We start from the raw sequence: 23,456 nt of genomic DNA, 5'->3' as shown, positions 1-23,456 counted from the left end.
GCCGGCCTGCCAACTGCACGGCGGGGAGGGCGTGGCCATGATGCGCTTCGCCTTCCTCGGCAGCGGCAGCGAGGGCAACTCGCTGCTGATCGAATCCCGCGAAGACACCACCACCACGCGCGTGCTGCTTGATTGCGGCTTCGGCATCCGCGAGACCGCGCGGCGCCTGGAGCGGCTTGGCGTCACGCCGGACCAACTCGACGCCGTGCTGGTCACGCACGAGCATGGCGACCATGTCGGCTCGGCCTACGCCTTTGCGGCACGGCACCGGCTGGCGGTCCACACCAGTCACGGCACCTGGCTGGCGACCTCGCATATGCGTGGCGCCGACCTTGCCGATGTGCGCGTCTGCGGCGCAGACCACGCCTTTGCCATTGGCGGCATCCAGGTGATGCCATACACGGTCCCGCACGACGCGCGCGAGCCGCTGCAGTTCGTGCTGTCTGATGGGCAGTCGCGCCTGGGCGTGCTGACCGACGCGGGCATGGAAACGCCCTATGTGACGGCGCGCCTCTCAGGTGTCGATGCGCTGGTGCTGGAGTGCAATCACGACCGCGAGATGCTGCGCAACTCGGTCTACCCGGCGTCGCTGAAGCGGCGGATTGGCGGTGACTTCGGCCATCTGGCCAATGAGGTGGCGGCGAGCATCCTGGGGCAGGTCGCGCATGCCGGCCTGAACCGCGTCGTGGCGGCACACCTGAGCAAGCAGAACAACACGCGTGAGCTGGCAACGGGCGCGCTGGCTGCGGCGCTGGGCGCGTTGCCTTCGGAAGTGTTGGTAGCCGATCAGGAAATGGGGCTGGACTGGCAAGCGGTGCGTGCCTGAACCGAGCACGACGCGCCTTGCGGCGCCCAATAAAAAAACCGGCCCGAAGGCCGGTTTTTTTGTCGGTCGAAACCGATTACTGCTTGGCAGCCGGAGCCGAAGCGTCAGCAGCCGGAGCCGAGGCTTCAGCAGCCGGGGCCGAGGCGTCAGCAGCGGCAGCAGCCGGGGCTTCAGCAGCGGGAGCCGAAGCTTCAGCAGCCGGAGCGGCGGCAGCCGGAGCAGCCGTGTCAGCGGCCGGAGCAGCCGGTTCTTCCTTCTTGCCGCAAGCGGCGAGAGCAACAGCGGCCAGCAGCGATGCGATCAGGAGAGACTTCTTCATTGTTCGTCCTTTAACTTGTAATAACGGAAAACAGGCGATGAATAATTACCGGTAATTATCGCTCTTGAACTGCAAAATAGAGGCCCTCCCGGGTGCCGACATATGCAGTGGTCCACAGTACTAGCCAGCCAACGATTATATCCGCGTTTTCCCGGCTTGTGTAGCGCCGAAATTTACTGAATTGCAATGTTACGCATTATTACAGCCGGGGTCCCAATTGTAGCCATCCCTCCTGTGTCCAGTGATGAAAAGTCTCCATCAGGTCAGGAAGAACGGCACATGCGGCAACATCATCGCCACTAAGGTGGCGATTATCGGCCAGCTTCTTCAGCCAGGGCATCAGTTCGGCCGGCGGCTCGTAGGCTTCCCCATTGAGGAAGAAATTGTTCCGGTCGTAAAGTGCAATCGAGGCGGGTGCAAGAACGACGCCATGCTGGGCCGCAAGTTTCTCATAACGGCGCTGCGGCAGGTCGGATATCTCCGCGAATTCGACCCCGGGTTTCGGTTCTGACAGATGGGAGCCAAGAAATTCCGACACCATCTGCGAATTCCATTGCAGCGCCTTGAGCCGCTCGGCCACGGCCTTGGCCATACCGGCGGGCAGTTGCGCGGGCTTCGTCGCCGCACGTTCGCCGGCATCGGCGTAGCGCCCGCCCAGGTCTTCGTTGTCCTCCACCGTCTCGGACAGCCACGCCAGGAAGTGACCCGCCAGTTCGCGGTAGGCCGGCGCGCGGAAGCCGATCGAGCAGGTCATGCATTCGCCTTCGGCGACGCCGTCGTGGGCGTATTGCGGCGGCAGGTACAGCATGTCGCCCGGCTCCAGCACCCATTCCTCCTCGGCGCTGAAATCGGCAAGGATCTTCAGCGGCATGTCCGGGACCAGCTCCAGGCTGGTCTGCGACGAGATGCGCCAGCGGCGCCGGCCCGAGACTTGCAGCAGGAATACGTCGTAGGAATCGAAGTGCGGACCGACGCCGCCGCCATCGGACGCGTAGCTGATCATCAGGTCGTCCAGGCGCGCGTCGGGCACGAAGCGGAAGCGGCCCATCAGCTCGGCCGCCGCGGCATCGTGCAGGTTCACGCCCTGCACCAGTAAAGTCCACTGGCGGGTCTTGACGGCGGGGAGGTTTTCGCGCGCAAATGGACCATGTTCGAGCTTCCAGCGATTGCGGAAGTGCGTCACCAGGCGCGATTCGACTTCGTCGCGATCGGCAAGGTCGAAAAGCGCATCGCGCGACACAGGCGGCACGATTCCGGGTACCGCCTGTCGAATCAGCAGTGGCTTGCGGTGCCAGACATCCCGCATGAATGCAGCCGGCGTCATGCCACCAAGCAGGTCGAGCGGAGTGTCTGGATCGACGGGGCCAGGGGGCAGGGCCTGTGCGTATAATGCGGAATCGTTCATGGAGTCAAGAATTGAAAATCGCTAAGAACACGGTAGTGTCCGTGATGTACAAGCTGTCGGACGCGCAAGGCAATCTGATCGAAGAGTCAGATGAAGCCATGGTCTATTTGCACGGCGGGTATGATGGCACGTTCCCCAAGATCGAGGAAGCGCTCGACGGCCATGACACCGGCTTCGAGACCCAGCTGCAGCTCGAGCCCGAAGATGCCTTCGGCGACTACGATGCCGAACTCGTCAAGGTCGAGCCGCGCGATCGCTTCCCCGAGCCTCTGGAAGTCGGCATGCAGTTCGAAGGCATGCCCGAGGACGGCGATGAAGAAGACTCCGTCATCTACACCGTGACCGACGTGGCCGAAGACAAGGTGGTGCTGGATGGCAACCATCCGCTGGCCGGCATGGCGCTGCGCTTCTGGCTGAAGGTCTCGGAAGTGCGCGAGGCCACCGCCGAGGAAATCGAGCACGGCCACGCCCACGGCGCCTCGGGTATCGAGGTGGTGGACGAGGACGAGGACGACGATACCCCGCGCACGCTGCACTGATCCCGCGCCCTCCGTGGCCCATGAAGGAAGCCGGCCTAGCCGGCTTTTTTCATGGGCGTTTTGCATGGGCGTGGCACCGCGGCTCAGGGCGTGGCCGGCGCGTCCCGGAGCGAAACCGAGAACGGCGCCGCCGCGTTCGGCGTGATCACCAGCTCGGTCCATTGCGCCACCGTATTGTCCGGCAGCGAAACCCGCGTGAAATTCTGCAGCACCTTGCCGGCGTTGTCGCGCAGCGGCTTGTCGATGCCGAAGCCACTCTCGCCGGCATGCACCAGCAGCACCTGGCCGGGAAAGCGCGCGCTCAGGTCGCGCAGCTGGCGCTTGAATTCCAGGTAGCCGTCGCGCGTGCGGTGGCGCATGAACCCGTCCAGCAGCGTCGGGCGGCCTTTCTTCTCCCAGCCGTTGGCGAAGTGCGGGTCGGCATGGGCCACCACGACGATGCCATTCATGTCGCGCTGCCGCGCCAGCGAGAACGCGCGTGCCAGCCACTGGCGGTTAGCCTCGCGCCGGTCTTCGAACTCGCTGTTGCGCCCGCCCTCGTTGCGGTAGTGGTTGTTGTCGCCAGGCACGTTCAGGCCGACGATCAGGATGTCGCCGAGCACGAGACGCGCGTTCTCGCGGAAGGTGCGGAACAGGGCCTGGTCGGACTGCCGCACCACCGGGCGCGGATGCTGTCCCAGCGTGGCGTCCTCGGGGAAGAACAGCTCGCGCAGGCGGTTCAGCCGCTCGACCGAGTCGAACTTGCCGTTGACCGGGAGCCGGCATTCGGCCCAGTCGGTTTCGCCCGGCACGTAGAGCAGCGGCAACGGCGACTGCGCCAGCAGCTGCTGGCGGCTCGTCAGGATGGCGTCGCTGCAGGATTCGGTATCGCCCTTGATGCCGCCGGCGTGGATCACCAGGTCGAGCCTGCGTTCGGCAAAGCTGTCGAGCAGTGCGGTGGCGTTGGCCTCGGCGGCAGGCCATTGCGGCAGGTCGGCGATCAGCGCGACGCGCATCACCTTCGGCTTGGGCGCGGCCTTGCCCCCGCGGCCGGCGGGTGCCGGCCATGCGGTACTGGCCGCGCACAGCAGCAATGCCGCGGCTAGGATGCGGCCGGCGTGCCGGCGCCTGGCGTTCATGCCGTGCCGACCGCCTCGCCTGCAAGCGACTTGAGCCGGTACAGCGCATCGAGCGCGGCACGCGGCGTCAGGCTGTCCGGGTCCAGGTCGGCCAGCGTGTCGATCAGCGCGGCATGCTCCGGAGCCAGTGCGGCCCGCTGCGGCGTGGCCGGGGCATGGCTTTCGCCCTTGTCGTCATCGTCGTCATCGGTGTCCGGCAGCGTCGGCGCCGCGAACAGGTCGAGCTGCGGCGTCGGCGTGGCATCGGCCGATTGCTGCTCCAGCCATGCCAGGTGCTTGCGCGCGGCGCGGATCACCGGCTGCGGCACGCCGGCCAGCTGCGCCACCTGCAGGCCATAGCTCTGGCTGGCGGGGCCATCCTGCACCGCATGCAGGAACACGATGCCGTCACCGTGCTCGACCGCGGACAGGTGCACGTTGGCAGCCTGCGGGAATTCCTGCGGCAACTGCGTCAGCTCGAAATAGTGCGTCGCGAACAGCGTATGGCTGCGGTTGTGCGACAGCAGGTGGCGCGCGATCGCCCACGCCAGCGCCAGCCCGTCGAAGGTGGACGTGCCGCGGCCGATCTCGTCCATCAGCACCAGCGAAGACGGCGTGGCGTGGTGCAGGATGCCGGCGGCTTCGGTCATTTCCACCATGAAGGTGGAGCGCCCGCCGGCCAGGTCGTCAGCCGCGCCGATGCGGGTAAAGATGCGGTCGATCGGGCCGATCACGGCCCGCCGCGCCGGCACGTAGGCGCCCACGCAGGCCAGCAGCACGATCAGCGCGGTCTGGCGCATGAAGGTCGACTTGCCGCCCATGTTGGGGCCGGTGATCAGCAGCAGCTTGCGCGCTTCGTTGAGCTGGCAGTCGTTGGCGATAAACGCCACCGATTCCGCTGCCAGCTGGCCTTCCACGACCGGGTGGCGGCCCTGCACGATGTCGACCACGTTCTCGCGCACACGCTCGGGCGCGGACCAGTCCAGCGTCTGCGCGCGCTCGGCCAGCGCCGCCAGCACATCGAGGCGCGCCAGCGCGCCGGCCACGCGCTGCAGCTCGCCGATATGCGGCAGCAGTGCCTGCAACAGACCATCGTAAAGCTGCTTCTCGCGCGCGAGCGCGCGGTCCTGCGCCGACAGCGCCTTGTCCTCGAACGACTTCAGCTCGGGCGTGATATAGCGCTCGGCATTCTTCAGCGTCTGGCGGCGGCGGTAGTCGTCGGGCACCTTGTCGGCCTGGCCGTTGGTGACCTCGATATAGAACCCATGCACGCGGTTGAACTCGACGCGCAGGTTGGCGATGCCGGTGCGCGTGCGTTCGCGCGCTTCCAGGTCGATCAGGAACTGGCCGCAGTTCTCGGAGATATCGCGCAGCTCGTCCAGGTCGGTGTCGTAGCCGCGTGCGATCACGCCGCCGTCGCGCACCACGGTCGCGGGTTCCTCGGCGACCGCGCGCACCAGCAGGTCCAGCGACGCCTGCGGTACGGCCAGGTCCTGCAGAGTCTGCGCCAGCAGCGCGCTGTCCTGTTCGTCGCGGATGCAGGCCTGCACGTCGGGCAGTGCGCGCAGCGTGTCGCGCAGCGAGGACAGGTCGCGCGGGCGCGCGCTCAGCAGTGCCAGGCGCGAGGTGATGCGCTCGACGTCGGCCAGCCGGCGCAGCGCGGCGCGCAGCGTATCGGTACCCTGGTCGATCAGCGCGCCGATGGCCTGTTGCCGCGCCTGCGGCACGGCCGGGTCGCGCAGCGGATGGTGCAGCCAGTGGCGCAGCGCGCGGCTGCCCATCGTGGTGCAGCAGGTATCCAGCAGCGAGAACAGCGTCGGCGACTCGCCGCCGCGCAGCGTCTCGGTCAGTTCCAGGTTGCGGCGCGTGGCCGAATCCAGGCCGATGTATTCCGATTCGCGCTCTACCTTCAGGCCCTGCACGTGGCGCAGCGACTGGCCCTGCGTGGTGGCGGCGTAGTTCAGCAGCGCGCCGGCGGCGCCGATCGCCGCGCCCAGACCGGCACAGCCAAACGGATCGAGGCTCGCCACGCCCAGCTGCTCGCGCAGCCGGCGCGAGCCCGCATCCTGGTCGAAATGCCATTCGGGCAGGCGCGTGCGCGCGCAGGCCAGCGCCGGCAGGTCGATGCCGTCGGCATAGAGCAGTTCGGCCGGGCGGATGCGCTCAAGCTCGCGGCCCAGTTGCGCCACCTCGCACTCCATCAGGCGCAGTTCGCCGCTGGCCAGGTTCAGCCACGCCAGCCCGGTCTTGCTGATGCCGCGGCGCGTGGTCTGCTGGTGCACCGCCATCAGGAAAGTGTCGACCTTGTCCGGCAGCAGCGCCGCGTCGGTCAGCGTGCCCGGCGTGACGATGCGCACCACCTTGCGCTCTACCGGTCCCTTGCTGGTGGCGGGATCGCCGATCTGCTCGCAGATGGCCACCGACTCGCCGAGCTTTACCAGCCGTGCCAGGTATTGGTCCGCCGAATGGAAGGGAATGCCGGCCATCCGGATCGGCACGCCATTCGAGGCGCCGCGCGCGGTCAGCGTGATGTCGAGCAGGCGCGCGGCCTTTTCGGCGTCGTCGTGGAACAGCTCGTAGAAGTCACCCATGCGATAGAACAGCAGGGTGTCGGGGTGGTCTGCCTTGATGCGAAGGTATTGCTGCATCATTGGCGTGTGGCGGCTGCCTGCGGCGTCTGCCTGTGCCTGTTCAGGGTCGGTTTTCTTCTGCAATCCCATTGCCATTTAGCCTGTCTGGCGGTGGGCCTGCGTTGTGCCGCCCGATCCGCTCGGAGCGCCGCCTTGCGTGTCGCGGAAAAGCGCCCCCGCGGGGGCGGCCGGGCACTGGTCCGGCGGCCTGTGGCCGCGGCACGAAGGGGCGTTTTCGAATATGGGCGATATGGTACAGCACGGTGCCGCCGCCGATGCGCCGCAGACGGGGTGTACGGCCCTGGATCAGCGGAATACCAGCACAGGGATGTCGCTATGGGTCAGCACTTTCTGCGTTTCGCTGCCCAGCAGCAGCCCGCTGAGTCCCTTGCGGCCGTGGGAGGCCATGAAGATGACGTCGCAGCCCAGTTCCCTGGCGGCATGGATGATGCCCTGGTACGGCACCGAGGCGCTGGAGACGTGGCTGGTGCACGGCACACCCGCCAGCGCTGCCGCGGCCTCGACCTTGGCGAGTTCCTGGCGCGCCTCGGCTTCCACGCGCTGCTGGTACACCTCGCGCTTTTCGTGCGAGCTGTCGCTGGACAGCACATACGGATAGCTCTCCACGCACATGTATGGCGTGAGCCTGGCCGCCGTGGTGCGGGCAAACTGGATGGCGGCGGAAACGGCCTTGTGCGAAAGCTCCGAGCCGTCGACGGGGAGCAGGATGTGCTTGAACATGGGGTCCTTTTCTGGTGAGTAAGGCGAAAGGGGGCAGGCGGCGTCCTGCGTTGCCGCCCGGGAATCAGTTGGCCAGCGCGCGCCCGACGATCAGCGGATCGGCCTGGCCGATGGCGGTGGTGTCCCGGTTGGCATAGGGGAAGCGCGCCAGGATGTAGCGCAGCGCATTGAGCCGCGCGCGCTTCTTGCAATCCGAGCGGATCACCGTCCACGGCGCGTCGGCGGTGTCGGTATGCGCGAACATCGCCTCCTTGGCGCGCGTGTACTCGTCCCATTTGTCGAGCGACGCAATGTCGACCGGGCTGAGCTTCCACTGCTTGAGCGGATGGATCTCGCGTTCGCGGAAGCGGCGCCGCTGCTCTTTCTGGCTGACCGAGAACCAGAACTTGAACAGGTGGATGCCGCTGCGTACCAGGTGGCGCTCGAACTCCGGGGCCTGCTGCAGGAAGTCCTGGTACTCACGCGAGGAGCAGAAGCCCATCACGTGTTCGACGCCGGCGCGGTTGTACCAGGAGCGGTCGAACAGCACGATTTCACCGGCGGCCGGCAGGTGCTGCACGTAGCGCTGGAAATACCACTGGCCGCGTTCGGATTCCGTCGGCTTTTCGAGCGCCACCACGCGGGCGCCGCGCGGGTTCATGTGTTCCATGAAGCGTTTGATGGTGCCGCCCTTGCCGGCGGCATCGCGGCCTTCGAACAGGATTACCACGCGCTGCCCGGTCTCGCGCACCCAGGCCTGGAACTTGAGCAGTTCTACCTGCAGCCGGTATTTCTGCTTTTCGTAATTGCGGCGCGACATCAGGTTCTGGTAAGGGTACGCCCCGTCGCGCCAGCCGGCCGCGAGTTCATCGTCGGGCTGGCGCCGGCGGCCCGCCTGCCAGGCGCCGGGATCGCCTTCCAGGATCAGGCTGCGCAGCTGCGCGGCCTCATCGGGCGCCAGGCCGTCGAGCAGCGTGCGCATGGCGTCGAGCATGCTGGCGCCCTGGCCGGCGCGGCTGGCGAGAACGTCCTGCATGCTGCTGGCGGCCACTTGCACGGCGGCATCGACAGCATCGCTGATTTCATTGCGTTCGGCCGACAGGGCCGTGTTGGTCGGCAGCACATCGCCGCGCGCAGCAGGGCGGACATGGGGCTGCGAAGTGACGTGGGTATGAGCGTGCGCATGGGCGTGGGCATGGGCGGCAGGCGTATTGCGATCGGTCATGTGCAGTCCTTCGTTCAGGCCACACGCTGGCGCAGGATCTGGTAGAGCTGGTCCTTGATCTGCAGCTTCTCCTTTTTCAGCCGCTCGATTTCGAAGCCCGAGGCCGGCACCAGGCCGGACTCCATGTTGTGGATCTCCTGGTCCAGCGCATTGTGGCGATGGAACAGGCGGGCGAAGTGGGCGTCCTGCGTCTTCAGGAGCGAGATCTTGTCGCGGTATTCAGGAAACATGCGGGCTCTCCTCGGCTTGATCCGCGCGCACGGGGCGTGGCGCTTGGATTCATTCTGGGGAGGGCAGGGCGGCGCGACCTTGACGGGGATCATGGTCGGCCGGGGCGGCGGGAAATATGCGAATAGTCTCTGCGCGCCGGCAAGCGCTGCGGCCGCAAAGCAAAACGCCCGCCGGGGCGCGGCGGGCGTTTGTGTTGCGGGCGATGGCCATCAGGCCATGCCACCGACTCAGGCAGTGGCCGGCTTGGCGTTGTCGAGCGAGTACGGCGACAGCAGGCGCACCATCTGGGCAAAGGCCTTGGGGTTGCCCGCCAGCACTTCGCCTTGCTCCATCTGGCGCGGCTCGCCGTTGTAGTTGCCGACCAGGCCGCCCGACTCGGTGATCAGCAGCATGCCGGCGGCCATGTCCCACGGCTTCAGGCCGCGCTCGAAGAAGCCATCCAGGCGGCCGCAGGCGACATAGGCCAGGTCCAGCGCGGCGGCGCCCGGGCGGCGCAGGCCGGCGCAGCTGCGCGTCATCAGCGAGAAGACCTCGAGGTATTCATCCACGCCTTCCAGGTCGCGGAACGGGAAGCCGGTGCCGATCAGGCAGTCGGCCAGCTTGTCGCGGCGGGTCACGCGGATGCGGCGGTTGTTCAGGAAGGCGCCGGCGCCCTTGCTGGCGGTGAACAGCTCGTCGCGGGTCGGATCGTAGACCACGGCCTGCACCGGCGTGCCGCGGTGCAGCTGGGCGATCGAGACCGCGTACTGCGGGAAGCCGTGGATGAAGTTGGTGGTGCCGTCGAGGGGGTCGATGACCCAGGTGTATTCGTGGGCGTCTTCGCCTTCGGCCCAGGACTGGCCGGACTCTTCCGCTAGAATGGCGTGTTCCGGGTAGGCGGTGCGGATGATCTCGATGATCGCGGCTTCGGCGGCGCGGTCGACCTCGGTAACGAAATCGTTGTGTTGCTTGCGCGAGACGCGCACCAGATCGACGTCGAGCGACGCGCGGTTGATGATGGATCCCGCCTTGCGGGCCGCCTTGACGGCGATATTGAGCATCGGATGCATGAATCTCTCCAGGCCGGCCATGAAGATGCGGCGGGGCGCCACGGCACCGCGCGCCCGCTCATGGGCAGCTGACAACACAACGGATTGTAGAAGAACGCAGGGCGTCGCCGGTCTGGTTACTGGATGTGCCGCGAGAGTCTCGCAGGCACGTCATGACCTGGCGCCGCGCCAGAGAAGAACCCCGAATTGTATATGAACCCGGCAAATGATACGAGCCGCCCAACAGGCGAGCCTGATGCGCCGCACGCAGCCGGCGCAGAACCCGATGCCTTCGGCCGTGTGCGCTTCGTGCTGGTCGAGACCAGCCACCCGGGCAACGTCGGCTCGGTCGCGCGCGCGATCAAGACCATGGGCTTCGGCAGCCTGGTGCTGGTCTCGCCGCGCGAACCCGGCGTGCTGGGCCATGCCGACGCCATCGCCATGGCCAGCGGCGCCGACGATGTGCTGGCTGGCGCCGTGATCGTCGACCAGATCGACGCGGCCCTGGCCGGCGCGGCGCTGACCGTGGCCATGACCGCGCGCCAGCGCGAGTTCGGGCCGCCGCGGCTGCTGCCGCGCGCCGCTGCGGCGCGCGCATGCCAGACGCTGGCCGGCAGCGGCGACATCGCCTTTGTCTTTGGCAACGAGCGCTATGGCCTGCCCAACGACGTGGTCGAGCGCTGCGCGGCGGTCACGCATATCCCCGCCAATCCCGCCTATGCCTCGCTCAACCTGGCGCAGGCCGTGCAGCTGATCGCCTACGAGATGCGGCTGGCGCTGCTCGATGCAGCCCCGCCTGCCGTTGCGGCGGCGGACGCGGGCGCCAATATCGGCTATGCTGGTGAGCCGGCCACGGCGGAGCAGGTCGAGGCCATGTTCGGGCACCTGCAGGCGGGCCTGGAAGCGATCGGCTTTCTCGACCCCGCCAATCCGCGCAAGCTGATGCCGCGGCTGCGCCGGCTGCTTGCCCGCAGCGGGCTGGAGCGCGAGGAAGTCAACATCCTGCGCGGCATCGCGAAGCATATGCTGATGGCGCAGGGCCAGCCGGACCGCAAGTCGTAACTGGAGAGACGCACAGTGGCAGCAACCCGCAGCATTCCGAGAACGGACGACGCAGGCGTACGTGGCAAGCGCGCACGCTGTCGGCCCGTCGCGGCGGGTTGGCGCGCGCCGGGGCGATGTTGATCGCCGCACTGCCGCTGCAAAATCCCTGACGGATCCGGGGCCAATGGCCGGCGCCAGAACGCCGGCCGCAAATCACTTACACTCCCTGATCCCGTCCCCACCGGCCACCGACCTCGCCGGCGACCCTGCCCCAGGCGCAAGCCTCGCGTGGCGCGGCGCACGGCGCGGCAACACGACACGACCAAGATGTTCTCTCGCCTTAAGGAAGATATCGACACGATCATGCTGCGCGATCCCGCCGCGCGCAGCCGCCTGGAAATCCTGACCTGCTACCCCGGCCTGCACGCCGTGGTCTTCCACCGCTTTGCGCACGCGTGCTGGAACGGGGGCTTCCATTGGCTGGGACGCTGGATCTCGCACTGGTCGCGCTTCCTGACCGGCATCGAGATCCATCCGGCGGTGAGGCTGGGGCGCCGGGTGTTCATCGACCACGGCATGGGCGTGGTGATCGGCGAGACCGCCGAGATCGGCGACGACTGCACCATCTACCAGGGCGTGACGCTGGGCGGCACCTCGCTGTACAAGGGCCAGAAGCGGCATCCGACGCTGGGCGCCAACGTGGTGGTGAGCGCGGGCGCCAAGGTGCTGGGCGGCTTCGTGGTGGGCGACGGCGCGCGCGTGGGCTCCAATGCCGTGGTGCTCAAGCCGGTGCCGCCGGGCGCAACCGCGGTGGGCGTGCCGGCGCGCATCATCCTGCCCGATGCGCCGGCGGCGCAGCAGGGCGCCAAGCAGGAGTTCTCGGCCTATGGCATCACGCCGAACGCCGACGACCCGGTGTCGCTGGCGCTCAAGAGCCTGATCGACAATGCCGCGCGCCAGCACGAGCGCATCGAGGCCGTGCTGGCCGCGCTGGACCGGCTGGGCGAGCACCTGGAGAACACGCCGAACGACCGCTTCGATGCGAGCGAGTTGCGCAAGCTGATGAAGTAGGGAAAGAGGGCGGCCGGCAACGGCCGCTTTTTTTTCGCGCGATCTTGCGCGATCTCAGTCGGTCTGCGGCAGCAATCGGAAACCGCCGCCGTCGAGCTGCAGCACGGCGGCGCGCGGATGGCGCCCGTCCAGGTCCCAGTCGGTCAGCACCCAGCGCACGCCCGCGGCGTGTTCGTGGCGCGCCGGGCGATGGGTGTGGCCATGCACCATCAGCCTGGTCCCGGCCATGCCGAAGAGTTCGGCCGCGGCAGTGGGCGTCACGTCGCCGTAGACCATCGGTACGCCGTTGCCCTCGGCGGCCTGCCGCGCGCGGTTGCCTTCGCTGTCCGCACGCAGCTTGCGCGCGATCCCCAGGCGCGTACGCAGCGGCAGCGCCAGGAACAGCCGCTGCACCCAGCCCTTGCGGGTCCAGCGGCGGAAGCGGTTGTAGCGCTCGTCGTCGATGCACAGCATGTCGCCGTGGCTGAGCACCACGCGCTGGCCGGCGCAATCGATCACCGTGGGATCGGGCAGCAACTGCGCGCCCGCGGCGGCGGCAAAGCGCGTGCCCAGCAGGAAGTCGCGGTTGCCATGCATCAGGTACACGGCAACGCCGCGCGCGGCCAGCGCGCGCAGGGCACCGGCCACGCGTTGTGCGAACGGCGAGTCGGTTTCCTCGTCGCCAATCCAGAATTCAAAGAAATCGCCCAGGATAAACAGCGTGCGCGCGTCGTGCGCGGCGCGCTCGAGCGTGCGCTCGAAGGCTGCCAGCGTACGTGGCATGCCGGGCGTGAGATGCAGGTCTGAAATGAACCACGCCGGCGCCTGTACCTCGAGGGGACCGGCCACCGGCGTGCGGGGGATTGCGGTCATGCGCGGGGCCGGGAGGGAAGTGCCGGCCGGGCCGGGCGCACGTAACCGCAATCAGGGTGCATGGCTTGCTCGACGCTTGGTCGACGATTTAGTCGACAATTACTCGACGACGGTGGCCTTCTCGATCACCACGTCTTCCAGCGGCACGTCCTGGTGGAAGCCCGAGCTGCCGGTGCGCACGCCCTTGATCTGGTCGACCACGTCGGTGCCTTCCACTACCTTGCCGAACACGGCGTAGCCGAAGCCCTGCGGCGTCGGCGAGGTGAAGTTCAGGAAGTCGTTGTCGACCACGTTGATGAAGAACTGCGCGGTGGCCGAGTGGGGCGCGTTGGTGCGTGCCATGGCGACCGTGTAGCGGTCGTTCTTCAGGCCATTGCCGGCTTCGTTCTCGATCGGCGCGTCGGTGCCCTTTTGCTTCATGCCGGGCTCGAAACCGCCACCCTGGATCATGAAGTTCTTGATCACGCGGTGGAAGATGGTGTTGTCATAGTGGCCCTTGCGGACATACGACAGGAAGTTTTCGACCGATTTCGGCGCCTTCTCGGCGTCGAGTTCGATGGTGATGACACCCTGGTTGGTTTGAAGCTGGACCTTGGACATGGTTTCCTCTGTTCGGTGTGTTATTTGACGACAGTGGCCGACTCGATCACGATCGGCGAGGCCGGCACATTGCGCATGGGGCCGTAGGCCGTGGTCGGCACGCTCTTGATCTTGTCGATCGTGTCCATGCCTTCCACCACCTTGCCGAAGACTGCGTAGCCGTTGCCGTCCGGCTGCGGGTAGTCGAGATTCGGATTATCCACCACATTGACGAAGAACTGCGCGGTGGCCGAGTCGGGGTTGCTGGTACGCGCCATGGCCAGCGTGCCGGCCTTGTTCTTCAGGCCGCCGCGGGCTTCCAGCGGGATCGGCGCGCGCGTGGGCTTTTCCTTCATGTCGCGGTCGAAGCCGCCGCCCTGCACCATGAAGCCGTTGATCACGCGATGGAAGATGGTGCCGCTATAGAAGCCGCTCTTTACATATTCCAGGAAGTTGGCCACGGTCTTGGGCGCGACGTCCGGGTACAGTTCGACCGTGAACTTGCCGGCGCTGGTGACGAACTGGACGCGCTCGGCGGCCTTCTGCTGCGCCAGCGCGCTGAACGACGACAACGCGAGCGCGCCTGCGGTCAGTGCGGCCAGGGCGATGCGACGGGAACGGATCATGGGTGGAACTCCGGTGAGTCGGGATGCAAACGGCCCGGACGCCATTGCGCCCGGACATTCTTGGCAGGGGCGTCAGTTGGCTGCCGGGGCGCTGGCCGGGGCCGCGCGCTGTGCCGGAGCCGGCTTGCGGTTGCCGGACGGCGCAGCCGCGGTCCCGCTCGTGCCCGTCGCCGCGGGCGTGCCGGTGGCTGCCTCGGGGCGCAACTGGCGCAGCCCGGCGCTGGCACGGGTATCGGCCGGATTGCGGCGCAGCGCCTCCGCATAGGCCTGCTCGGCCAGGCGGCGGTAGACGTCGCCCAGATTGGTGTAGGCGATGGCAAAGGCCGGCTTGACCTCGGTGGCCAGCAGCAGTTCGGCCTCGGCGCGCTTCAGGTCGCCGCGCTTGGCATAGAGCAGCGCCAGGTTGTTGTGCGGCTCGGGCAATTCGGGGAAGTCCGCCGCCATTTCCGTGAAGGCCTGGATGGCGGCGTCCTCGCGCCCGGACTGCGCCAGCGCCCAGGCGCGCTGGAACCGTGCCTGCGCGTTGCGCGGATTGGCCGCGATCACGCGGTCGAAGCCCTTGATGGCGTCGTCATAGCGGCGCGCGTTGGCGGCCTGCTGGGCCTGGGTCATGCCGGGGTCGGTCGAGCGGATGCCGTCCAGCGGCGACGTGGGCGCGGGCAGCGACAGCGGTCCCTGCTGGGCCTGCGCGGGCCCGGCCAGCGCTGCGGCCAGGGCCAGGGCAGCCGTGGCGGCCAATGCGGGACGCGGGCGGAGCGCGGCGGCGAGCGCGGCGGTAGGCGAGGAGGGCAGCAGCAGGCTCATTGAAGACAGGTCCGTTATACTCCGCGGCATTCTAGCAAAGCGGCACGGCCGGCACTAAAGCCATGGTCCGGGCAAGCGTCGGCAAGCGCGGGCGGCCGCGGCAAATCCCCGGCGCGCGGTCTACCGGCACATCGCCTTCCGGTAAGATATGGGGCGCGGCGGAATTGCGCCAGTGGCGCCAGTGCCGCCTCCCCCGACCATTCACTTCGTTTCATGCAGCCTCTGAACATCTACAACACGCTCGCGCGTGAGAAGCAGCCATTCGTGCCCATCGAACCCGGCAAGGTCCGCATGTATGTCTGCGGCATGACGGTGTACGACTACTGCCACGTCGGCCACGCGCGCGTGATGGTGGTGTTCGACATGGTGCATCGCTGGCTGCGTGCCGCCGGCTACGAGGTGACATATGTGCAGAACATCACGGATATCGATGACAAGATCATCCGCCGCGCCGCCGAGAATGGCGAGACCATCGGCGCGCTGACCACGCGCTTCATCCAGTACATGCACGAAGACGCCGCCGCGCTGGGCGTGATCCGTCCCGACCACGAGCCGCGCGCGACCGACTACGTGCCGCAGATGCTCGACATGATCGGCAAGCTGGAAGCGAAGGGCCTGGCCTACCAGGCCAGCGATGGCGACGTAAACTACTCGGTGCGCAAGTTCGACGGCTATGGCAAGTTGTCCGGCAAGTCGCTGGAAGACCTGCGCGCGGGCGAGCGCGTCAGTGCCAACGACGCCAAGCAGGACCCGCTCGACTTCGTATTGTGGAAATCCGCCAAGGCCAGCGAGCCGCCCGAGACCAAGTGGGAGTCGAAGTGGGGCAGCGGCCGGCCGGGCTGGCACATTGAATGCTCTGCCATGAGCTGCGCGCTGCTGGGCGAGCATTTCGACATCCATGGCGGCGGGGCGGATTTGCAGTTCCCGCACCATGAGAACGAGATCGCGCAATCGGAAGGGGCCAGCGGCAAGCCGTTCGTCAACATGTGGATGCACAACGGTTTCGTGCGCATCAACGACGAAAAAATGTCCAAGTCGCTTGGCAATTTCTTCACGATCCGCGAAGTGCTGAAGGCGTACGACGCCGAAGTCGTGCGTTTCTTCATCCTGCGCGCGCACTACCGCAGCCCGCTCAACTACAGCGACGCGCACCTGGACGACGCGCGCCATGCGCTGACGCGCCTGTACACCGCGCTGAAGGACACGCAGCCCGGCGGCTGCGCGGTCGACTGGGAAGAGCCGCACGCGAAGCGCTTCGCCGAAGCCATGGGCGACGACTTCAACACGCCGATCGCGATGTCGGTGCTGTTCGACCTGGCCAGCGAGATCAACCGCACCGGCTCCACCAGCGCCGCGCGCCAGCTCAAGGCGCTGGCCGGCACGCTGGGGCTGCTCGAGCGCGATCCGCATACCTTCCTGCAGGGCGGCAAGTCCGCGGACGGCCCCAGCGCCGAGGAAATCGAAGCCAGCATCGCCGCGCGCAAGGCGGCCAAGGCCGAGCGCAACTTCGCCGAAGCCGACCGCATCCGCGCCGAACTGCTTGCCGCCGGCATCGTGCTGGAAGACAAGCCGGGTGGCGCGACCGAGTGGAGGCGTGCTTGAACGCTGCCGCGCGCAAGCCCGCCAACGCCACCGCCGTGCCGGCAGCCGCGGGCCGGTCGAAGGCGGCCGGCCCGCGTCCGGCCAAGGCGAGCGCCAGCGAGGCACCGCTGTCCGACGGCAAGGCGGCGGGCAAGGCGGTGGCCAAGTCCACGCGCAACGCCAAGGCGGTATTGCCCGAGGCCGACGCGCTGCCGCTGCCGGTCGAGACCGTCATTGACGCGGTCCGTCCCGCTTACTGGGACGAAGCCTGCGCCGACCTGATGAAGCGCGACCGCATCCTGCGCAAGATGATCCCGAGCTACGGCCCGGCGCACCTGGTGTCGCGCGGCGATCCGTTCGTCACGCTGGCGCGCGCCGTGGTGGGCCAGCAGATCTCGGTCAAGGCGGCGCAGTCGGTGTGGGAGCGCCTGCACACGGCCTGTCCCAAGCTGACGCCGGCACAGTTCCTGCGCGCGGGCACCGAGAAGCTGGCCGGCTGCGGATTGTCCAAGCGCAAGGCCGAGTACATGATCGACCTGGCCGACCACTTCAAGGCGGGCCGGGTGCACGTGGCCGAATGGGCGCAGATGGACGACGAAGCGGTGATCGCGGAGCTGACGCAGATCCGCGGCATCGGCCGCTGGACGGCCGAGATGTTCCTGATGTTCAATCTGATGCGGCCCAACGTGCTGCCGCTCGACGATATCGGCCTGATCAATGCGATTTCCGCCAACTATTTCAGCGGAGAACCGGTCACGCGCAGCGAGGCGCGCGAGGTGGCGGCCAACTGGGAACCGTGGCGGACGGTGGCAACCTGGTATATGTGGCGTAGTCTGGACCCGTTGCCTGTGACGTACTAGGCATCGGAACAACAAAAATCACAAGCAGGTGCGTTGCACGCTATCTGGCAGGCGCTAAGATAGCGGCCAATTTCCGGTAGAATGCGCCCCTTCACAGACAGGTACGTGTGATTTTATGAAAACCACCTTCCTGGATTTTGAGCAGCCCATTGCCGAACTCGAGGCAAAAATCGAAGAACTGCGCTTCGTGCAGGACGATTCGGCTGTCGATATTTCCGAAGAGATTTCGCGGCTGGCCGGCAAGAGCCAGCAGCTGACCAAAGACATCTATGCCAACCTGACCCCGTGGCAGGTTGCGCAAATCGCCCGCCACCCCCAGCGTCCCTACACGCTGGACTACGTGCGCGAGATCTTTACCGATTTCCACGAACTGCACGGCGACCGCACCTTTGCCGACGACCTGTCGATCGTCGGCGGCCTGGCGCGCTTCAACGGCCAGGCGTGCATGGTGATCGGCCACCAGAAGGGCCGTGACACGAAAGAGCGCGCCCTGCGCAATTTCGGCATGCCCAAGCCCGAGGGCTACCGCAAGGCCAAGCGCCTGATGGAACTGGCGGACAAGTTCGGCCTGCCGATCTTCACCTTCGTCGACACCCCGGGTGCATTCCCCGGCATCGACGCGGAAGAGCGCGGCCAGTCCGAGGCCATTGGCCACAACCTGTACGTGATGGCCGGCCTGAAGGTGCCTCTGATTGCCACCATCATCGGTGAAGGCGGTTCGGGCGGCGCGCTGGCGATCGCCGTCGGCGACGTGGTGCAGATGCTGCAGTTCGCCACCTATGCCGTGATCTCGCCGGAAGGCTGCGCCTCGATCCTGTGGAAGACCGCCGAGAAGGCGCCGGAAGCCGCCGAGGCGCTGGGCCTGACCGCGCACCGCCTGAAGGCGCTGGGCCTGATCGACAAGATCGTCAACGAGCCGCTCGGCGGCGCGCACCGCGATCACAAGGCCATGGCGGCGCTGCTCAAGCGCACGCTGGCCGAGTCGCTGCGCCAGTTCCAGGGCATCAGCGTGAAGGAACTACAGGCGCGCCGTTACGAACGCCTGCTGGCCTATGGCAAGTTCAAGGAAACCGGCGCCCCGGAATGATCCGTCCGCCCGGCTGACCGACAAGGTCGCACAGGCCCTGCAGGGCGGTGCGGCCTTTGTTGTTTCTGGGGACGGCGCGCCGGTGATCGCGGTGGCGCTGTCGGGCGGGCGCGATTCGGTCGCGCTGCTGCATGCCGCGCGCGCCGCCACGCAGGGCACGGCGGCGCGCGTGGTCGCGCTGCACGTGCATCACGGCCTGCAGGATGCCGCCGACGAATGGGACCGCTTCTGCGAGGAGTTGTGCGGGCAGTGGCAGATCGGCTATTTCGTGCGCCGGGTCGCGGTTCGGCAGGCGGCGGGCGAGGGCGTGGAAGCTGCCGCGCGCCGCGCGCGCTATGCAGCGCTGGCGGCGATGTGCGCCGGCAGCGGGGCGCGCCTGCTGCTGTTCGCGCATCACCAGGACGACCAGGTCGAGACCGTGCTGCTGCGGCTGTTTCGCGGCGCCGGGGTGGCCGGCATGGCCGGCATGCCCGCGCTGCGCCCGCTCGATGCGCACAGCGGCGTGATGCTGCTGCGGCCGTGGCTGGACGTGAGCCGCGATGAGATCGATGCCTACTGCGCCGCCAATGCGCTGCGCTGGATCGACGATCCCTCCAATGCCGACGCGCGCTATGCCCGCAACGCCCTGCGAGCGCACCTGCCGGCGCTGGTGACGGCTTTCCCTGCATTGCGCGCCAACGTGGCCCAGGCCGCGGCGCATTTCGCGCAGGCCAACGAGCTGATCGACCAGCTGGCCGCCGCCGCGATGGCGCAGCTGGCGCATCCGGGCCGCGATGCCGATACGCTCGCCGAACTCGATCTAGCCGGTTTGCGCGCACTACCGGCGGCGCAGGCCGATGCGGTGCTGCGGCTGTGGCTGCGCGACCTCGGCACGCGCGCGCCATCGACCGCGCGCCTTGCGGCGATGCGCGCGCAACTGGTCGCGCACGAGGGCGGCGAGCCAGCCATCGCCCATGACGGCCTGGTCCTGCGCCGCTTCCGCGGCCGCGTGCTGGCGTGCACGCCGCCGCCCGCGCAGCCTCCCGAAACCGTGTCGCTCGACTGGCGCGGCGAGGACCGCATCGTCGTGCCCGCATGGCGCGGCGAGCTGCGCTTCTTCCGCGACGACAGCTTCGGCGTGCCCGAAGCCGTGCTGCGCCAGCCGCTGCGGCTGGCGCCGCGTGCCGGCGGCGAACGGCTGGTGTTGCGGCCCGGCGGCCCGGCACGCGCGCTCAAGCAAGCCTGCCAGGAGGCTGGCATCCCCGCCTGGCGGCGGGCGTGGCTGCCGCTGCTGTGGGCAGGCGACACCCTTGTGCTTGCCGCCGGACTCGGCATGCACCGCCGCTGGCCGGCCGAGGCGGCGGCACCGCGCTGGCGCGTCGAATGGCATGCGCAGCCGCCGCAAGTGCCGGGCGCGGCGCGCTGAACGCCTCGCCGCGGCAATGACGAAGCGCGTCGATCACATCGGGAAAGCCTGCAAACCTCGGCTTCGCCTTGCCTGACAAGCCTTGTTCGTGTATTTTCAAGGGCTTTGCACAATCGCTGGCGTCGACAAGAAGATGGCTCTCATCGTTCACAAATACGGCGGCACTTCGATGGGTTCCACGGAACGCATCAAGAATGTCGCCAAGCGCGTTGCCAAGTGGCACCGCGCCGGTCACCGCGTAGTCGTGGTGCCTTCGGCCATGTCGGGCGAGACCAATCGCCTGCTGGGACTCGCCAAGGAAATTTCGCCGCAGCCCAATCCGCGTGAACTGGACATGCTCGCCTCCACCGGCGAGCAGGCCAGCGTGGCACTGCTGGCTATCGCCCTGCACGGCGAGAACATCGACGCGGTCAGCTACACCGGCTGGCAAGTGCCGGTGAAGACCGACTCGTCGTACACCAAGGCGCGTATCGAATCGATCGACGACGAGCGCATCCTCGGCGACCTCGACGCCGGCCGCGTGGTCGTGATCACCGGATTCCAGGGCATCGACGACGACGGCAACATCACCACGCTGGGCCGCGGCGGCTCGGACACCTCGGCCGTGGCCATCGCCGCCGCGATCGAAGCCGACGAGTGCCTGATCTACACCGATGTCGACGGCGTGTACACCACCGACCCGCGCGTGGTCGAGGACGCCCGCCGCCTGGACCAGATCACCTTCGAGGAAATGCTGGAAATGGCCAGCCTCGGCTCCAAGGTGCTGCAGATCCGCTCGGTGGAATTCGCCGGCAAGTACCGCGTGAAGACCCGCGTGCTGTCGTCGCTGACCGACCCGCTTATGCCGCTCGAGCAGGAAATGCACTCGGGCACGCTGATCACTTTTGAGGAAGAGTCTGAAATGGAAGCAGCCGTCATCTCCGGCATCGCCTTTGCCCGTGACGAGGCCAAGATCACCGTTCTGGGCGTGCCGGACAAGCCGGGCATCGCCTACCAGATCCTGGGCCCGATCGCCGACGCTAACATCGACGTCGACATGATCATCCAGAACCAGTCCGTCGACGGCAAGACCGATTTCACCTTCACCGTGCCGCGCGCCGACTACCAGCGCGCGCTGGCGATCCTGGACGACGGCGTGAAGACGCATATCGGCGCCGGCAGCGTGTCGGGCGACCCGAAGGTGTCGAAGGTGTCGGTGGTGGGCGTTGGCATGCGTTCGCACGTGGGCATCGCCAGCAAGATGTTCCGCACGCTGTCGGAAGAGGGCATCAACATCCAGATGATCTCCACCTCGGAAATCAAGATCTCGGTGCTGATCGACGAGAAGTACATGGAACTGGCCGTGCGCGCCCTGCACAAGGCCTTCGAACTGGAACAGGCGTGATCCGTTCGTAAGCATTTTCTGGCGGCGCTGCAGATTTTGTGTTGAGTCATCGATTTTTCATTGACCAACCCGCGTGGCGTCGCTAGAATACGCGCTTCGTTGTGTGGCTCCCTCACACAACGCAAGTTTGGGAGACGTGGCCGAGAGGTCGAAGGCACTCCCCTGCTAAGGGAGCATCCGGGCCAAAACCTGGATCGAGGGTTCGAATCCCTCCGTCTCCGCCACTACATCTGTATTGGCGGCGGAACCCCGGAAGATCGCGGTCTTCCGGGGTTTTGTTTTTTGTGGCGCGTTTTTTGTGGCGCCGATATTTGCCGATCCGATATTCGCCGCGCCGTTACCTGTGGCCTGCTGCATCGACCCGCCGGCGCCGTCATGCACCGCTACGTGCAATTGTCCCGATACGCCTGCTGCAGCTCCTTGCGCGACTTGTCGCGCTCGACCTTCGGAATCGGCCGGCCCTGCGCGTTCTGCGTCGCCGAGGTGGTCGACTGGTACGTGCGCTTCTTCGGCGTGGCGTTGAACTGCTCTTTCAGCGATTCGCATTTGTCGCGCGTGATCTGGTCGGGGTCGAGCGTGGGAGCCGACGGCGGGCGGTAGGGATTGGCGCCTTCCTGCACGGCTTCCGAAATGGCACCTGCGGCGCCCCCCTTCGGCTGGGATTGCTGTGCCAGGGCTGTCGCGACGCTGCCCAGTGCCAGCAAGCCGGTCAGCAGCCATCTTGTCGATATCGGCATGTTGTCCCTCCTCGATTGCCGGGCAGCCGGCCGGCTTCCTAGAACCATCATATGTGCCGCGCCCGGAATTGCCAGAATCCGATGGCGCCGGTGCCGGCAGGGCGGAGCCGCCTGTCGGGGCAGGGAAGGGCGATGGCACGCCGCCAGGCCACGATTTGCGTTCTGGCCTTGCCTGCCATAAACCTAGTTCAGGGACATGCCCGCAAGGGCTTCCAGGACTTCAGGAGAAGCCAATGAGTGTGCTGATGCTTTCGAACGTCGATATGGAAACCACCGACGACGAGATCCGCGACTTCCTCATCCGCTACGGCTTCCCGGCGTTCGACGAGCTCGAGCGACTGCCGGGGGATGGCTCGCGCCCGGCGGTGGCGGTGCATTTCCACGCGGTAGAGGACGCCGCGCTGCGGATGCTGCAGCCGCGCATCAACCATCTGTTCTGGAAGAAGCGCCAGGTTGAGGCAGTGGTGCTCACGGAGCGCTTCGAATAGGCGGGAAGGACCTGCGGGCGCGACGACCCGCAGGAAGCAGGCCTGCGCCTGCGAAGTGCCGGCGCTTAGCCGACGAAGGCCTTTTCGAGCACGAAGTGGCCGGGCTCGCTCATATTGCCTTCCTCGAAGCCGCGCTCTTCCAGCATGACGCGGATTTCCTTGAGCATGTCGGGGCTGCCGCACAGCATCAGGCGGTCGTTCTCGGTCGAGAACGGGGGCACGCCCAGGCGCTCGAACAGTTCGCCCGACTCGATCAGCTCGGTGATGCGGCCGCGCGTGTGGAAGTCTTCGCGCGTGACGGTGGGGAAATAAACCAGCTTTTCGCGCACCATCTCGCCCAGGTACTCGTGCTCGGGCAGGTGCTCGTTCAGCAGTTGCTGGTAGGCCAGTTCATCGATATAGCGGCAGGTGTGGGTCAGCACGATCTTGTCGTAGCGGGCATACACCTCGGGATCGCGGATGATCGACAGGAACGGAGCCAGGCCGGTGCCGGTGGCCAGCAGCCACAGGGTCTTGCCGGGCAGCAGGTTTTCGACCAGCAGCGTGCCGGTGGGCTTCTTGCCGACAAAAATCTGGTCGCCTTCGCGCAGGTGTTGCAGGCGCGACGTCAGGGGGCCATCCGGCACCTTGATGCTGAAGAATTCCAGGGTTTCTTCATAGTTGGCGCTGGCGATGCTGTAGGCACGCAGCAGCGGGCGGCCATTGACTTCCAGGCCGACCATGGCGAACTGGCCGTTTTCGAAGCGGAAACCCGGGTCGCGCGTGCAGGTGAAGCTGAACAGCGTGTCGGTCCAGTGGTGAACGGAGAGGATGGATTGCTGGTAGAGGTTGCTCATCGGAGGAAACGCCAAGGCCCGCGGGCAAGCCGCCGGGGAGGATGGTGACCGGACATGTGCGCCTGTCGGCAGTTACCGGCAA

24 protein-coding genes and 1 tRNA gene are annotated in these 23,456 nt (G+C 67.0%); 11 read left to right on the top strand and 14 right to left on the bottom strand.

The genetic code is table 11. From position 1 onward, the window contains the following. Window positions 1–37 precede the first annotated feature (37 nt). Window positions 38–826 (top strand): MBL fold metallo-hydrolase, encoded by a 789-nt coding sequence (locus E1J61_RS29920; protein WP_133097505.1) that lies wholly within the window; start codon window positions 38–40, stop codon window positions 824–826. A gap of 76 nt (window positions 827–902) precedes the next feature. Here the strand turns inward: E1J61_RS29920 and E1J61_RS38455 are convergent, their stop codons facing one another. Then, a complete protein-coding gene (locus E1J61_RS38455; RefSeq protein WP_084402413.1) occupies window positions 903–1,145 on the bottom strand; it encodes a hypothetical protein in 243 nt (80 codons plus the stop codon). Window positions 1,146–1,344: 199 nt separating this feature from the next. Continuing rightward, the gene (locus E1J61_RS29910) at window positions 1,345–2,550 is read right to left on the bottom strand and encodes a cupin domain-containing protein (protein ID WP_195429607.1); all 1,206 of its coding nucleotides are present in this window, start codon (window positions 2,548–2,550) and stop codon (window positions 1,345–1,347) included. A gap of 11 nt (window positions 2,551–2,561) precedes the next feature. On the opposite strand from E1J61_RS29910, the gene E1J61_RS29905 reads away from it, so the two are divergent. Then, a complete protein-coding gene (locus tag E1J61_RS29905; protein ID WP_029046911.1) occupies window positions 2,562–3,089 on the top strand; it encodes a peptidylprolyl isomerase in 528 nt (175 codons plus the stop codon). Between the two features lie 83 nt (window positions 3,090–3,172). Here E1J61_RS29905 and E1J61_RS29900 read toward each other — a convergent pair whose 3' ends face one another. The 6 genes from E1J61_RS29900 to E1J61_RS29875 all read right to left on the bottom strand — a co-directional run bounded on the left by E1J61_RS29900 (window position 3,173) and on the right by E1J61_RS29875 (window position 10,041). After that, window positions 3,173–4,207 carry a metallophosphoesterase gene (locus tag E1J61_RS29900; protein WP_133097504.1) on the bottom strand — a complete coding sequence of 345 codons (1,035 nt, stop codon included), beginning with the start codon at window positions 4,205–4,207 and terminating at the stop codon, window positions 3,173–3,175. After that, window positions 4,204–6,906 (bottom strand): DNA mismatch repair protein MutS, encoded by a 2,703-nt coding sequence (mutS, locus tag E1J61_RS29895; protein ID WP_133097536.1) that lies wholly within the window; start codon window positions 6,904–6,906, stop codon window positions 4,204–4,206. The genes E1J61_RS29900 and mutS overlap by 4 nt, the downstream gene beginning before the upstream one ends. 216 nt (window positions 6,907–7,122) lie before the next feature. Next, the gene (locus E1J61_RS29890) at window positions 7,123–7,557 is read right to left on the bottom strand and encodes a universal stress protein (protein WP_133097503.1); all 435 of its coding nucleotides are present in this window, start codon (window positions 7,555–7,557) and stop codon (window positions 7,123–7,125) included. Between the two features lie 64 nt (window positions 7,558–7,621). After that, entirely contained in the window at window positions 7,622–8,761 is a 1,140-nt protein-coding gene (gene ppk2 / locus E1J61_RS29885) for a polyphosphate kinase 2 (RefSeq protein WP_243737043.1), read from the bottom strand. 14 nt (window positions 8,762–8,775) lie between these two features. Continuing rightward, window positions 8,776–8,991 carry a YdcH family protein gene (locus E1J61_RS29880; RefSeq protein ID WP_133097501.1) on the bottom strand — a complete coding sequence of 72 codons (216 nt, stop codon included), beginning with the start codon at window positions 8,989–8,991 and terminating at the stop codon, window positions 8,776–8,778. Between the two features lie 228 nt (window positions 8,992–9,219). Next, a complete protein-coding gene (locus E1J61_RS29875) occupies window positions 9,220–10,041 on the bottom strand; it encodes an inositol monophosphatase family protein (protein ID WP_133097500.1) in 822 nt (273 codons plus the stop codon). Between the two features lie 192 nt (window positions 10,042–10,233). Here E1J61_RS29875 and E1J61_RS29870 point away from each other — a divergent pair, with 192 nt between their 5' ends. Together E1J61_RS29870 and cysE are read left to right on the top strand one after the other, a co-directional pair. Continuing rightward, window positions 10,234–11,082, top strand: coding sequence for an RNA methyltransferase (locus E1J61_RS29870; protein ID WP_133097499.1), 849 nt, complete (start codon window positions 10,234–10,236; stop codon window positions 11,080–11,082). 309 nt (window positions 11,083–11,391) lie between these two features. Next, the gene (gene cysE / locus E1J61_RS29865; RefSeq protein ID WP_133097498.1) at window positions 11,392–12,135 is read left to right on the top strand and encodes a serine O-acetyltransferase; all 744 of its coding nucleotides are present in this window, start codon (window positions 11,392–11,394) and stop codon (window positions 12,133–12,135) included. A 54-nt stretch (window positions 12,136–12,189) separates the two neighbouring features. Here cysE and E1J61_RS29860 read toward each other — a convergent pair whose 3' ends face one another. From E1J61_RS29860 to E1J61_RS29845, 4 genes are all read right to left on the bottom strand, one after another. Beyond that, a complete protein-coding gene (locus tag E1J61_RS29860; protein ID WP_133097497.1) occupies window positions 12,190–12,987 on the bottom strand; it encodes a UDP-2,3-diacylglucosamine diphosphatase in 798 nt (265 codons plus the stop codon). Between the two features lie 99 nt (window positions 12,988–13,086). Continuing rightward, a complete protein-coding gene (locus tag E1J61_RS29855; protein ID WP_133097496.1) occupies window positions 13,087–13,587 on the bottom strand; it encodes a peptidylprolyl isomerase in 501 nt (166 codons plus the stop codon). Window positions 13,588–13,607: 20 nt separating this feature from the next. Further along, window positions 13,608–14,192: a peptidylprolyl isomerase gene (locus E1J61_RS29850; RefSeq protein ID WP_133097495.1), complete on the bottom strand. Its 585-nt coding sequence runs from the start codon at window positions 14,190–14,192 to the stop codon at window positions 13,608–13,610. Window positions 14,193–14,264: 72 nt separating this feature from the next. Beyond that, window positions 14,265–14,996 carry a tetratricopeptide repeat protein gene (locus tag E1J61_RS29845; RefSeq protein WP_133097494.1) on the bottom strand — a complete coding sequence of 244 codons (732 nt, stop codon included), beginning with the start codon at window positions 14,994–14,996 and terminating at the stop codon, window positions 14,265–14,267. Window positions 14,997–15,209: 213 nt separating this feature from the next. On the opposite strand from E1J61_RS29845, the gene cysS reads away from it, so the two are divergent. From cysS to E1J61_RS29815, 6 genes are all read left to right on the top strand, one after another. After that, entirely contained in the window at window positions 15,210–16,598 is a 1,389-nt protein-coding gene (cysS, locus tag E1J61_RS29840; RefSeq protein ID WP_133097493.1) for a cysteine--tRNA ligase, read from the top strand. After that, the gene (locus E1J61_RS29835; RefSeq protein WP_371704857.1) at window positions 16,583–17,437 is read left to right on the top strand and encodes a DNA-3-methyladenine glycosylase; all 855 of its coding nucleotides are present in this window, start codon (window positions 16,583–16,585) and stop codon (window positions 17,435–17,437) included. The genes cysS and E1J61_RS29835 overlap by 16 nt, the downstream gene beginning before the upstream one ends. Before the next feature lie 115 nt (window positions 17,438–17,552). After that, window positions 17,553–18,524: an acetyl-CoA carboxylase carboxyltransferase subunit alpha gene (locus E1J61_RS29830; protein ID WP_029046926.1), complete on the top strand. Its 972-nt coding sequence runs from the start codon at window positions 17,553–17,555 to the stop codon at window positions 18,522–18,524. Further along, complete coding sequence (tilS, locus tag E1J61_RS29825; protein WP_207951278.1) at window positions 18,490–19,929, top strand: tRNA lysidine(34) synthetase TilS; 1,440 nt, start codon at window positions 18,490–18,492, stop codon at window positions 19,927–19,929. The genes E1J61_RS29830 and tilS overlap by 35 nt, the downstream gene beginning before the upstream one ends. Window positions 19,930–20,062: 133 nt before the next feature. Beyond that, window positions 20,063–21,313: an aspartate kinase gene (locus tag E1J61_RS29820; RefSeq protein ID WP_063238703.1), complete on the top strand. Its 1,251-nt coding sequence runs from the start codon at window positions 20,063–20,065 to the stop codon at window positions 21,311–21,313. 130 nt (window positions 21,314–21,443) lie between these two features. Further along, window positions 21,444–21,537 (top strand) — tRNA-Ser (locus E1J61_RS29815). A 159-nt stretch (window positions 21,538–21,696) separates the two neighbouring features. Here E1J61_RS29815 and E1J61_RS29810 read toward each other — a convergent pair. Further along, window positions 21,697–22,050 (bottom strand): hypothetical protein, encoded by a 354-nt coding sequence (locus E1J61_RS29810; RefSeq protein WP_133097491.1) that lies wholly within the window; start codon window positions 22,048–22,050, stop codon window positions 21,697–21,699. A gap of 233 nt (window positions 22,051–22,283) precedes the next feature. Here E1J61_RS29810 and E1J61_RS29805 point away from each other — a divergent pair, with 233 nt between their 5' ends. After that, the gene (locus E1J61_RS29805; RefSeq protein ID WP_133097490.1) at window positions 22,284–22,538 is read left to right on the top strand and encodes an RNA-binding protein; all 255 of its coding nucleotides are present in this window, start codon (window positions 22,284–22,286) and stop codon (window positions 22,536–22,538) included. Window positions 22,539–22,603: 65 nt separating this feature from the next. Here the strand turns inward: E1J61_RS29805 and E1J61_RS29800 are convergent, their stop codons facing one another. Next, window positions 22,604–23,374: a ferredoxin--NADP reductase gene (locus E1J61_RS29800; RefSeq protein WP_133097489.1), complete on the bottom strand. Its 771-nt coding sequence runs from the start codon at window positions 23,372–23,374 to the stop codon at window positions 22,604–22,606. Window positions 23,375–23,456: the final 82 nt, after the last annotated feature.

The organism is Cupriavidus sp. L7L, assembly GCF_004353535.1.
In the GTDB taxonomy this organism is placed as follows: domain Bacteria; phylum Pseudomonadota; class Gammaproteobacteria; order Burkholderiales; family Burkholderiaceae; genus Cupriavidus; species Cupriavidus oxalaticus_A.
Note: the sequence above shows the minus strand (reverse complement) of the source record. Positions and strands in the feature narration are given on the sequence as shown.